Genomic DNA, 13119 nt, shown 5'->3' on the forward strand with positions numbered 1-13119 from the left:
CCACACCATGCCTGATTTTTTTATTGCACGCCCCAAATTTGCCTGGGTCGTGGCGATTTTTATCGCACTCGCCGGTTTGCTGGCGTTACCCCAACTACCTGTAGCACAGTACCCGGTTGTAGCACCGCCGCAAATCGCACTCTATGCCACCTACCCCGGTGCATCTGCATCGGTATTAGTGGACTCAGTAACCAGCGTGATTGAAGAAGAACTCAATGGCACTAAAGGGTTGTTGTATTTTGAGTCCTCCAGTAACTCCAACGGTATTGCGGAAATCACAGCAACCTTTCAACCAGGGACCAACCCATCGTTCGCCCAGATGGAAGTGCAAAACCGCCTGAAAAAAGCCGAATCGCGTTTACCTGCAGCGGTAATCACGCAAGGTATTCAGGTGGAAGAAGCCAATGCTGATTTCTTAATGTTTTACGCACTCACTTATAAAGATGGCAGCGAACATAAAGACGTGACCGGCCTTGCCGATTACGCCGCGCGTTACATTAACAATGAAGTGCGCCGTGTAAATGGTGTTGGTAAATTGCAATTTTTCGCCTCGGAAGCGGCAATGCGTATTTGGGTTGACCCACAAAAACTCATCGGCTATGGCCTGAGTATTGACGATGTAAACAACGCAATTGCTGCACAAAATATCCAGGTGCCCGCTGGCAGTTTTGGTTCAACACCCACCGGCCAATCACAAGAACTCACAGCAAATATTAATGTAAAAGGCACGCTGAGTGATCCGCGCGAATTCGGCAAAATTATGCTCGCCACACTGACGAGCGGTGCCAGTGTGTTATTGCAAGATGTTGCACGTATTGAAATCGGGCAGCAGGATTACAACTTTGAATCGCGTTTAAATGGCAAGCCTTCAGCAATTGCTGCGGTGCAATTAGCACCGGGGGCAAATGCCATGCAAACCGTGGAAGCGATTAAAAAACGCTTGGATGAACTGTCCGTCAACTTTCCGGATGATATTGAATTATCAGTCCCTTACGACACCTCACGTTTTGTTGATGCAGCCATTACCAAAGTAATACACACCTTGATCGAAGCCATTATTCTGGTGTTTTTAGTCATGCTGTTATTCCTGCAAAGTGTTCGCTACACCTTGATTCCAACAATCGTAGTGCCGGTATGTTTACTCGGCACTCTCGCCGTCATGTATGTGATTGGTTTTTCAGTCAACATGATGACCATGTTCGGCATGGTGCTGGCAATTGGTATTTTGGTAGACGATGCGATTGTGGTAGTGGAAAACGTCGAACGACTAATGGCCGAGGAAAAGCTTGCGCCAAAAGAAGCAACGATTAAAGCCATGAAGCAAGTATCCGGTGCCATTGTGGGAATTACGCTTGTGCTCTCTGCGGTATTTATTCCACTGGCACTGATGAGTGGATCCGTCGGCGTTATTTATCAACAGTTCTCGGTATCCCTCGCCGTCTCGATTTTATTTTCCGGTTTCCTTGCACTCACGCTCACACCGGCGCTTTGTGCCACCTTACTTAAACCGGTTGACGCAGGTCATCACCACAAGACCGGTTTTTATGGTTGGTTTAATCGGAAATTCCAAACACTAACCAATCGTTACTCACAGCTGAATCATCAACTGGTGCGCAAAACCGGCCGCTATATGCTGATGTATCTTGTTATCGTCGGCGTGCTTGCTTTCTTTTATATGCGCTTGCCACAGGCATTTGCGCCCCAGGAAGACCAAGGCTACATGATTATCGATGTGCAATTACCCGCAGGCGCCACCACCGCGAGAACCCGTGCAACTACCATAGAATTGGAAAACTATTTAATCAGTCGCCCAGCGATGGATTCTGTCACATCCATTCTCGGATTTAGTTTTTCCGGTATGGGCCCCAATGCCGGATTGATGTTTCCGACCCTGAAAGATTGGAGTGAACGCGGTGCCGGTCAATCAGCTGCCGATGAAGCCAATGCCTTTAATGGTCACTTTGCCTCAGTGAGCGACGGTGCAGTAATGGCCGTCACACCCCCACCGGTTGAGGGCTTGGGAAATTCCGGCGGCTTCTCTTTGCGCCTGCAAGATCGCGCAGGCTTGGGCCGTGAAGCACTCACGGCTGCGCTTGGCGAAGTATTGGGGCGCGCTAATCAATCACCCATTATTGCCTACGCCATGCTGGAAGGATTACAGGATGCCCCCGAACTCAAACTGAATATTGATCGGTCAAAAGCAGCGGCCATGGGCGTGAGTTTTCCTGTCATCAGCCAAACAATTTCCGCGGCCTTTGGTTCTGCCACAATTAATGACTTCAACAATCAAGGGCGCCAGCAGCGCGTGGTTGTACAAGCAGATGTTGAAGCGCGTATGACACCGGAAGCGCTGCTGAAGCTACACGTGCCAACCTCGACCGGGCAACAGGTTCCGCTCAGCGCGTTTGTGACCGCAGCGTGGGATTTTGGCCCGGTGCAGTTGTCGCGCTACAACGGCTACCCCACCTTCAAAATTGCTGGTGATGCAAACCCCGGCCATAGCACTGGCGATGTCCTCGCGGAAATTGAACGCATTATTGCCGAGCTCCCCAAGGGTATCGGCTACGAGTGGACGGGACTTTCCTATCAGGAAAAATTATCCGGTGCGCAAGCACCTATCCTGATAAGCCTTTCTATTTTGGTCGTGTTTTTAATTCTGGTTGCGCTGTATGAAAGCTGGTCCATTCCGCTCACCGTGTTATTGATTGTCCCTATTGGTGCCTTGGGTGCAGTGTTAGCAGTCAGTTTGATGGGCATGTCCAACGATGTGTATTTCAAAGTCGGTTTGATCACCATCATCGGGCTCGCCGCGAAAAATGCCATTTTAATTGTGGAGTTCGCAAAGGAGCTGCACGCCGCCGGTGAAACACTGGCCGACGCCGCTGTTAAAGCGGCAAAGTTGCGTTTCCGCCCGATCATCATGACCTCTATGGCATTTATCCTCGGCGTTTTACCGCTGACCATTGCCACTGGGGCCGGTGCATCCAGCCAACAGGCCATTGGCACCAGTGTCATGGGTGGCATGATTACCGCAACACTGCTCGGCGTTATTTTTGTACCCGTGTTTTTTGTATGGGTCTTATCGCGCTTCCATAGTCGTAACGACGGCAGTGAATCAATAGCGATAAAGGCGCCGTGACCTTATCAGTAGTGTGACCTGTCAGTTCGGTTACCGACCGGATTGACTCTGCGATCTATCAAAACCCGAGACTGAAAAGCCTCGGGTTTTTTATTGTGCGTTCAGGCGTCACACACCAGTCGCTTAAATCATTAAATAAATGAGATTGATTATCAAATGATATCCATTAATATAGCCGCCCTGATACTTACTGAAATAATGAGGATTTATGCGGCGCCTGCTCTTAACCACCAGCCTGTTTCTGCCATTGTTGACCATTTCCCATTCGATTAAGGCTCAACCCAACGAACTGCAGGTTGTGACACATCGCTTGCAAACCACAGCGATGGGCAGTGAGCTGGAGCTAAGCGGCACACTGCGCGCCCTGCGCGACTCCAATCTGTCAGTTGCAGTGAACGCGCTGGTCAAGCAGCTGCATGTAGATCTTGGCAGCCATGTCAAACAGGGTGACTTGCTACTGGAGCTGGATGACAAGATCGCCAAACAGGAACACCAGCGTGCACTTGCACAGCTGTCAGCCGCTGAAACCGCCGCCACCGAAGCCGCTCGCCTGCGCGATGAAGCCCTGCGGTTGAAACAACAGAGCCATATTGCCCAAAGCGAGGTCAGCGCCCGTGAAAGCGCCGCCACACTGGCCGTAGCACGACTACAAGAAGCCCGTGCCGACGCCGGTATCGCCGCCGAGCAATTGGCCAGACATCAATTGAAAGCCCCCTTTGATGGCGTGATCAGTGCGCGCTGGACCGATCTCGGCCAGTGGCTGACCCCCGGCGATCAGGTCTTTACCCTGGTCTCCACCGATGAATTGCGCCTGGACGTGCAACTACCCCAGGAGCACTTGCCCAGCATCGACCAGATCCATGCCGTGCAGATACGCCCGGATTCCCAACCCACCCTGCACATTCCCGCGCGGGTTGACGCCATAGTGCCGGTGGGCGATGCCTCACGCAGCTTCCTACTGCGCCTCGTGGCAACGGACAGTTCGCCAGCGCTGGTACCCGGCGCCTCTGCCCGTGCGCACCTGACATTCCAACAGGCGAAGACGGCGGTGTTATTGCCACGCGATGCCGTGCTGCGCAATGCCGACGGCAACTTCAGTGTCTTTGTGGTGGAAAACGGCAAAGCCAAACGCCGCCAGATTGCACTCGGCAATACCAGGCGCGATGGGTATTTAGTGGAACAGGGGCTGGAGGCCGGTGAGCAGGTGGTGATTCGCGGCAACGAACTGCTGAGCGATGACCAATCAGTGACTGTCGCCAGCACTGGCGCCCCGTCAACCAACGCGCAGGGCCAGACTAATGATTGAAAAATGGGTTCTTCAAGGGCGCTTGCTGAGCATTATTGTATTGATTGTGTGTGTACTGGGCTTTGCTGCCGCACGGCAGATGCCGGTGCAGATGATTCCCAACCTGGATACTCGCATCATCACTGTAGTCACCGGTTGGTCGGGGGCGACGCCGCAGGACGTTGAAAAGGAAATCCTGCTGGAACAGGAGCGCTACCTGCGCTCGCTGCCCAATCTCAGCCGCATGCAATCCTTCGCCTCCATGGGTGAAGCTGTGATCGAGCTGGAATTCCCTATTGGCGTCGAAGCCAATGAAGCGCTTATCCGCGTTTCCAATGCGCTAAGCCAAGTGCCTAACTACCCCGAAAACGTTGACCAACCGCGCCTGTACAGCGAATCCTTTTCTGAAAGTGCATTTATGTACTTCGCGGTATTGCCCGAGATTGGCAACCCGCGCCAGTTGGATATGGACATGATCAGCGACTTTATCGACGACAACCTGCGCCCGCGCATGGAACGGGTTGCCGGTGTGTCGCAGGTTGAGATGAGCAATACCTTGCGCCAGATCCAAATCCACGTTGATCCGGCGCGGCTCGCCCAGCGCAACCTGAGCTTGGAAGATGTGAGCAGCGCCATTCGCGCGCGCAACCGCGATGTGTCCGCCGGTGATATCAACGACGGCAAACGCCGCTACCTGCTGCGAACTACCAGCCGTTTTGATGACATCAACGACCTGCAAAACCTGATTATCACCCACCAGGATGGCAGCCATATCCGCCTGGCCGATGTGGCCGACATCCGCCTGGATCACTACGAAAAACGCAGCTATTCCATCGTTAACGGCGAAGAAGCGCTGACACTGGCGGTCAAACGCCAGCAGGGATCCAATGTTATCGACATCAAACGCGCCATGCTCGCGGAGATAGACAAAATCCGCGCAGACCTGTTGGAACCCCATGGCCTGCGCATCTTGATGATTAGCGACGACGTGCGCTACGTGGAAGATTCCATCAGCAACGTGTTTTCCAACCTGTGCATTGGTGCCTTTCTCTCCACGCTGGTGATGTACCTGTTCCTGCGCTCCGGCCGCGCCACCCTTATCTGCCTGCTGGGTATTCCGGTCTGTACTATCGCCTCCTTTATCGGTCTGGCCGCCTTTGACCGCACCATTAACGTCATCTCCCTCGCCGGCATTGCCTTTGCAATTGGCATGACAGTGGACAACAGTATTGTGGTGCTGGAGAGTATCGAACAGGCGCGGCGACGCGGGCTGGATCGTATAGAAGCCGCCGTCACTGGCGTGCGCGAAGTATGGAGTGCGGTCATAGCCTCCAGTACCACCACCGTTTTGGTATTTGCGCCGGTACTCTTTATCACCGAAGAAGCGGGCCAACTCTATTCCGATATCGCACTGGCTATTTCTGCCTCCATTTTTGCCTCCATGCTGTTTGCATTGTTTGTGGTACCAGCGGCCAGCGCAGCTATTGGTGGGCGCATGGACATGGGCGAAGGCTCCAAACGCGAAGCCACAATTCTCAAGATAACCGACTGGCTCTGCCACAACCTCAAACGCCGTTACCTGACCATGGCGCTCACACTCGTTTGCAGCCTCGGTTTAGCCTGGGTATTTATGCCCGCCGCCGAATACCTACCGGAAGGTGAAGAACCCAAGGCATTCACCATGATGTTTGCGCCACCGGGCTATAACATTGAGGAAATGCACAAGATCAGCACTGAAATTCAGGCCGAGCTGGATAAAGCCATCCAACCTGATGCGGATGGCAGCAATGGCATACCGCCGCTGGCCTACTATTTTTTACGCATCAGCGCCGGTCAACTTTGGCTCATGAGCGAGCCGCGCAGCGCTGCCAATATCGATCTCATGATGGATGTACTGGTGAAGCGCTTTGAAAGCTACCCCGGCATGCGGGCCTTCTCCGCGCGCGGCTCGATTATCTCCAGCAATCAGGGAGGCACCCGCGCCGTCGAACTGAACCTCACCGGCCCCGATCTGGCAGAGCTCTACGACACCGCACGCCATGTAATGCGCCGCGCAGACGAGGTATTCACAGAGCCGCGTATCGATTCATCGCCCTCATCCCTGTCTCTCGACCAACCGTTAATTGAAATCCGCCCGCGCTGGGAGCGTCTGGCTGAACTCGGGTTTAGTCCGGCCGAATTCGGCTTTATTGTCGCGGCTTATAGCGACGGTGCCTTTGTGGGTGAATTTATTGATGGCGACGACAAAATCGATATGTTCTTGTTCAGCAGTGCCGGTAATCGCCAACAACTCAACGAATTAGCACAAGTGCCCATTCGCACACCCAAAGGGCAAGTCCTGCCGCTCTCGGCACTCGCCGAACTGCGCGAAACGGTAGACAGCGAAGAACTGCGCCGCGTCAATGGTCAGCGCACCGTATCGGTTTATATTATTCCCGCCGACGATGTCGCACTGGAAACCGCCGTGGATAAAATGCGCACCGAATTAATCCCGGCCATGAAACTCGCGGGCGAGTTACCCGCCCGCGTCGCCCTCAGCATTACCGGCGCCGCTGATGATCTCGCCGCAACCCGCGCCTCTTTGCTCAATAATTTCGTCGTCGCCATAGTGCTGATTTACCTGATGCTGGTCGCTATCTTCTCGCACTGGGGTTATCCATTGCTGATTATGACAACCGTACCGCTGGGAATGGCCGGCGGCTTGGTCGGATTGGTGGGGCTCAATGGTCTGAGCGCACTGTTGGCCACCATCGGCTTCAGCGGCAACCATCAAGCATTGGACATGATCACCATGCTCGGTTTTGTGATTTTGCTGGGAACGGTGATCAACAATCCCATCCTGATCGTGGAAAAAACGCGCCGCAATCTGGACGAACGCCAAATGACAATCACCGAGGCCGTACGCGACGCCGTTTCAAGCCGCCTGCGCCCTATATTAATGTCCACCGCCACCACCATTTTCGGCCTCGCACCACTGGTACTGATTCCCGGCGCGGGCACAGAGCTGTATCGCGGCGTAGGCATAGTCGTCCTTTGCGGCCTCACTGCCTCCATGCTACTCACGCTGAGTTTTTTACCCTGCTTATTAATAGAAGTATTAGACCCGCAAGCACGCTGGCGACATACATTAGCGCCGCTCTTATCGCGCAAAAAATAATGCGCCAATAAAAAACGGGCAGAAAGTTTCAATTTCTGCCCGTTTTTTATTTTTGACAACCACCCTGCAAGAGCACGCAACCTTAAGCTCGCCGATTCGCCTCCCCCATCTCTGACCGAAAAATGTAAAACAACGGGTATAGACTTCTTTTTCCTTGGGCAATTGGGATAGTTTCCTGTATATTACGCCGCTATTTTCCAACCCTGTTTTATCTAACCTTGCATAACATTAAGAGAGTCCTATGGCTGACTTATCCCTTTACAGAAACATCGGTATCTTCGCTCACGTGGACGCCGGTAAGACCACTACCACCGAGCGTATCCTCAAGCTCACTGGTCGTATCCACAAACTTGGTGAAGTTCACGAAGGTGAATCTACTACTGACTTTATGGAACAGGAAGCTGAGCGCGGTATTACCATTCAGTCAGCAGCAGTAAGCTGTTTCTGGAAGGGTCACCGTTTCAACGTTATCGATACCCCCGGACACGTTGACTTCACCGTAGAAGTGTACCGTTCATTGAAAGTACTCGATGGCGGTATCGGCGTATTCTGTGGTTCAGGCGGCGTAGAGCCTCAGTCAGAAACCAACTGGCGCTATGCGAACGACGCAAAAGTATCGCGTCTGATCTTCGTAAACAAACTGGACCGTATCGGCGCTGACTTCCTGCGCGTTACCGATCAAGTGAAAAAAGTATTGGGCGCCAAGCCACTGATCATGACCTTGCCAATCGGCCGCGAAGACACCTTCGTCGGTGTGGTTGACCTGTTGACCCGCAAAGCTTACGTATGGGATGACTCTGGCATTCCAGAAAACTACACCATCACCGACGTACCAGCCGACATGGTTGATGACGTAGAAATGTACCGCGACCAAATGGTTGAAAACGCGGTAGAAATGGACGACGACCTGCTGATGGCCTACATGGAAGGCGAACAACCTTCTATCGAAGACATCAAGCGCTGCATCCGTAAAGGTACCCGCGACCTGGCCTTCTTCCCAACCTTCTGCGGTTCAGCCTTTAAAAACAAAGGTATGCAACTTGTGTTGGATGCGGTAGTTGATTATCTGCCAGCACCACAAGAAGTAAATCCACAGCCTTTGACTGACGAAGAAGGTAATCCAAACGGTCAATTTGCTCTTGTTGATGCCAATGAGCCGTTCCGCGCACTGGCGTTCAAAATCATGGACGACCGTTTCGGCGCCCTGACTTTCGTACGTATCTACTCAGGCGTATTGAACAAAGGCGACACCATCCTCAACTCATTCACCGGTAAAAGTGAACGTGTTGGCCGTATGGTTGAAATGCATGCGAACGAGCGTACCGATCTGACTACCGCACAAGCCGGTGACATTATTGCATTGGTAGGTTTGAAGAACGTGCAAACCGGTCATACCCTGTGTGATCCAAAGCACCCATGTACGCTTGAGCCAATGATTTTCCCTGAGCCAGTAATCTCCATCTCAGTAACGCCGAAAGACAAAGCTGGCGTTGAGAAAATGGGTATCGCCATTGGCAAAATGGTTTCAGAAGACCCAACCTTCCGTGTTGAAACCGATATCGATTCAGGCGAAACCATCCTGAAAGGTATGGGTGAATTGCACTTGGATATTAAAGTAGACATTCTGAAACGTACTTACGGCGTTGAGTTGATCGTAGGTCAACCACAGGTTGCTTACCGCGAAACCATTACCCGCGAAATCGAAGACAGCTACACCCACAAGAAGCAGTCAGGTGGTTCTGGTCAATACGGCAAGATCGACTACCGCATCAAGCCGGGCGAACCAAACACTGGCTTCGTATTCAAGACTTCTGTTGTTGGTGGTAGCGTTCCAAAAGAATTCTACCCTGCAATTGAAAAGGGCTTTAAGTCAATGATGTCGACTGGCCCATTGGCTGGCTTCCCTGTATTGGACGTAGAAGTTGACCTGTTTGACGGTGCATTCCACGCCGTTGACTCCTCGGCAATTGCGTTTGAAATCGCGGCAAAAGGCGCTTTCCGTCAATCTATGCCGAAAGCGGGCCCGCAACTGCTTGAACCAATCATGAAAGTAGATGTGTTCACCCCAGAAGATCACGTAGGTGATGTAATTGGTGACTTGAACCGTCGTCGCGGCATGATCTCTGGTCAAGAAGCTGGCGTTACTGGCGTTCGCATCAAAGCAGACGTTCCGCTGTCAGAAATGTTTGGTTACATCAGCACTCTGCGTACCATGACCTCTGGTCGCGGTCAGTTCTCTATGGAGTTCTCGCACTACTCTGCATGCCCATCGAACGTGTCTGAAGCGGTAATTGCTAAAGAGAAAGAAAAGAAAGCAGCAGCTGCTAAAAACTAAGGTTTAAGCAAGCGTTGCCTCTCCTGCGCATCCATGCAGGAGCAGTTTTCTGCATGTTCGCCTTGAACATAAAAAAGCCCCGCCAGTGCAAACTGGCGGGGCTTTTTTATGTGGCGCGTAAGTCTTATTTGCCCTATCGCAGGCATCATCGCAAGAATCGGGTCGCGCTCGCCTATCGGCTTCTGCATACTAGTTGTCATCTATGACTAACACTTGATGAGAATCTATCCTGTGATACAGCAACAGATCGATTACGCCCGCATTGAAACGGCTATTTACTACATTAAGGATCACCTGCAAGACCAACCCTCACTGGAAGAAATAGCCGCTACTGTGCAGCTAAGTCCATCTCACTTCCAAAAGCTGTTTACCGCATGGGCTGGTGTAAGCCCCAAAAAGTTCATGCAATATTTGAGCATCGAATACGCTAAGTCCCTGCTGCAAAATCCGGCAGCACGCTTGCTGGATACCGCTCACGCCACCGGATTATCCGGCACCAGTCGGCTGCATGATTTGTTTATCACCATCGAAGGCATGACCCCCGGCGAATTTAAACAGGGCGGTGCAGGTCTGCACATTAATTACAGTTTTGCCGACAGCCCTTTTGGGCAACTCATCATAGCCTCCACCACCAAAGGGATATGCCACCTGTTTTTCGCAACTGACAAACAGCAAGCAGTAGATAACCTGCGCTCGCGGTTTCCGCAAGCCACACTCCACCCTGCAACAGATAAACTCCAACAAAATGCCTTGGGTATTTTTCATAAAGACTGGCGCCAGCTGGATCAAATCAAATTGCATTTAGCCGGTACGCCTTTTCAGCTTAAAGTGTGGGAAAGTTTGCTTAAAATACCGCAGGGAAATCTGGTGACCTACGGTGATATTGCACAACACATCGACAAACCCAGTGCCGCCAGAGCCGTGGGTACGGCAATTGGCAGCAACCCGATTGCCTTTTTAATTCCCTGCCACAGGGTGATACAAAACACCGGACGGCTTGGCGGTTACATGTGGGGAGAAACCCGGAAGACCGCAATAATCGGTTGGGAGGCCGCGCAGCAAAGCGCTGGGGAATAAACTTAAAATGTCATTAAATTGCCCATCAGCAAACACAGAGTATGTGTATGGATCTTTTTGAAACCTTGACTGCAGAGCCGCACAATCTATTGCCTCAGGACGGCACAGTGCTCTACTACGGAAAAATACTCAGCAGCGCACAAGCAACCTATTATTTTCATCAATTGCTACAACACATACGCTGGGAAAATGATAAAGCTATCATCATGGGGCGAGAAATAATTACCAAACGCAAAGTCGCATGGTATGCAGATGCGCCCTTCAACTATGCCTATTCCGGCACCACTAAAACTGCCCTTCCCTGGATTGATGAACTACTGGCGCTAAAACAATTGGCAGAGGCAACCAGCCATGAATCATACAACTCCTGTTTACTCAATTTGTATCACTCTGGCGAAGAAGGTATGACCTGGCATAGTGATGCCGAAATTGCGTTAAAAAAACAGGGCGCCATTGCATCACTGAGTTTTGGCGCTGAAAGAAAATTTTCCTTTAAACATAAAAAAACCAAAAACACCCTATCCGTAACACTGGAACATGGCAGCCTGCTGGTCATGAAAGGGGAAACACAAACCCATTGGTTGCACAGCCTACCCACGACAAAAAAAGTATTTACACCGCGCATTAACCTCACCTTTCGTTGCATTGTCCAGCCCCAGGCTTTGTAGAAACTCCGTGCTTTGTGGTTCATTACTCCTGGGCTCAACAAATTGACTCCAGTACAGAGCAATATGCGCTATTAGTAATAAAAACCAAATCGCGAATTTTTTTACGGAAAAGTACATTTGTCATATCCTCCTTAAGTGGTGATTGCCGGGAGTTCCTATACTATCGGCAAAGGTGTCAAAATATGTCACCAAATAAAAGGGGCGCATCATGGGCAAAAGTAATACCTATTCACAAATCGATCGCCATGATCAGTTACTGGGATTATTAAAGTCAGCCGACGGCCATAAGGTGGACGATCTTGCATTGTCGTTAACGGTTAGCCGTCGCACGCTTTTGCGAGATCTGGATTTACTGAAACAACGTGGCTACCCCATAGAAACTGAAGCGGGTCGTGGCGGCGGTGTGCGACTCTATAAGCACTGGGGAATCGGGCGATTACAGTTAAACTATCAAGAAGTAATAGACTTGTTGCTATCCATATCCATTATGGAAAAACTCAACTCACCTATTTTCCTCACCCATTTAAACAGTATTAAACACAAACTCTTTGCCAGCTTTCCTGCCGAACAGCAAGCACGTATTAAAAAAGTACGGGAACGGTTACTGATCGGCGAGCTAGCTTCCGATTTTGTCACCAGCAATTACAAAGCTATCGCAAGCAATGCCACCACCCAACAAATCAGCACGGCCTTTTTTGAACAGAAAATCTTGTATATTGAATATTGCGATGAGAAAAAGAATCACAGCAAACGCTGCATAGAGCCACACTATTTATTTTTGAACTGGCCGGTTTGGTACATACTGGCGTGGGATATAGATAAAGATGCATCACGCTGCTTCAGGCTGGATCGCATCCAAAAAGCAAATACCGAAAAAGATAGCTTTCGCCTCAAAAGAGCTAATGTATTAATGGAAGAAGCAGAAAAATACGCTAGAAAATTGTAGCGGATGAATAGCTACACTGCGCTCATAAGCATGCATGACATCATTCAGATCAGTGCTGGCAGGTTTTCTTAAATAGACCATGCTAGGCGCTCATTTAAAGGGACTTTATTCATCACTCCGCTAACAAATCGATAGTGCGCAGCTCATCGGCCGCAGTCAGTAACTGGAATTGTGCTGTTTCTCCCTGCTCTACATTCATCATGCGCTTCGCTTTAAAAGCCGAACAACCAGGTATGTTGCAGCCATTAATGGACACAATTTTATCGCCCACCTGAACACCCGCTCGATCCGCAGAGGAGCCTTCTTTTACGGTAGCGACCGTGACTGATTCAAGTTTTGGGGGAAACAAGCCAATGGTGGTAACATCCACCTCCACTCCAAAGTCGCCTGTGCTCGCCAAAATAGCGGGCGATAAGAAACAGCAGATAAACCATAAAATATATTTCACGTGTAGATCCTTTTTGTGATGATTGGAAAAACCTTAACGAGGTTCAAGTATATATTAATCAAAA

At 50.9% G+C, this 13119-nt stretch carries 8 protein-coding genes; 7 read left to right on the forward strand and 1 reads right to left on the reverse strand.

Annotation, left to right across the window (positions count from 1 at the left end; genetic code table 11):
- The first annotated feature begins 7 nt into the window (after positions 1-7).
- The 7 genes from B0D95_RS08020 to B0D95_RS08055 all read left to right on the forward strand — a co-directional run bounded on the left by B0D95_RS08020 (position 8) and on the right by B0D95_RS08055 (position 12607).
- Complete coding sequence (locus B0D95_RS08020; protein WP_078043410.1) at positions 8-3139, forward strand: efflux RND transporter permease subunit; 3132 nt, start codon at positions 8-10, stop codon at positions 3137-3139.
- Between the two features lie 208 nt (positions 3140-3347).
- Positions 3348-4445 (forward strand): efflux RND transporter periplasmic adaptor subunit, encoded by a 1098-nt coding sequence (locus B0D95_RS08025; protein WP_078043411.1) that lies wholly within the window; start codon positions 3348-3350, stop codon positions 4443-4445.
- Positions 4438-7581 (forward strand): efflux RND transporter permease subunit, encoded by a 3144-nt coding sequence (locus B0D95_RS08030; protein ID WP_078043412.1) that lies wholly within the window; start codon positions 4438-4440, stop codon positions 7579-7581. Before B0D95_RS08025 ends, B0D95_RS08030 begins: the two co-directional genes overlap by 8 nt.
- A gap of 241 nt (positions 7582-7822) precedes the next feature.
- Complete coding sequence (gene fusA / locus B0D95_RS08035; protein WP_078043413.1) at positions 7823-9916, forward strand: elongation factor G; 2094 nt, start codon at positions 7823-7825, stop codon at positions 9914-9916.
- Between the two features lie 231 nt (positions 9917-10147).
- Positions 10148-10993: a methylated-DNA--[protein]-cysteine S-methyltransferase gene (locus tag B0D95_RS08045; RefSeq protein WP_210403695.1), complete on the forward strand. Its 846-nt coding sequence runs from the start codon at positions 10148-10150 to the stop codon at positions 10991-10993.
- A 47-nt stretch (positions 10994-11040) separates the two neighbouring features.
- The gene (locus B0D95_RS08050) at positions 11041-11661 is read left to right on the forward strand and encodes an alpha-ketoglutarate-dependent dioxygenase AlkB (RefSeq protein WP_078043416.1); all 621 of its coding nucleotides are present in this window, start codon (positions 11041-11043) and stop codon (positions 11659-11661) included.
- Positions 11662-11869: 208 nt separating this feature from the next.
- Positions 11870-12607 (forward strand): YafY family protein, encoded by a 738-nt coding sequence (locus B0D95_RS08055; RefSeq protein ID WP_078043417.1) that lies wholly within the window; start codon positions 11870-11872, stop codon positions 12605-12607.
- A 112-nt stretch (positions 12608-12719) separates the two neighbouring features.
- Here B0D95_RS08055 and B0D95_RS08060 read toward each other — a convergent pair whose 3' ends face one another.
- Positions 12720-13055: a PDZ domain-containing protein gene (locus B0D95_RS08060; protein ID WP_078043418.1), complete on the reverse strand. Its 336-nt coding sequence runs from the start codon at positions 13053-13055 to the stop codon at positions 12720-12722.
- Positions 13056-13119 lie beyond the last annotated feature (64 nt).

It is taken from the genome of Cellvibrio sp. PSBB023, from assembly GCF_002007605.1.
Lineage (GTDB): Bacteria > Pseudomonadota > Gammaproteobacteria > Pseudomonadales > Cellvibrionaceae > Cellvibrio.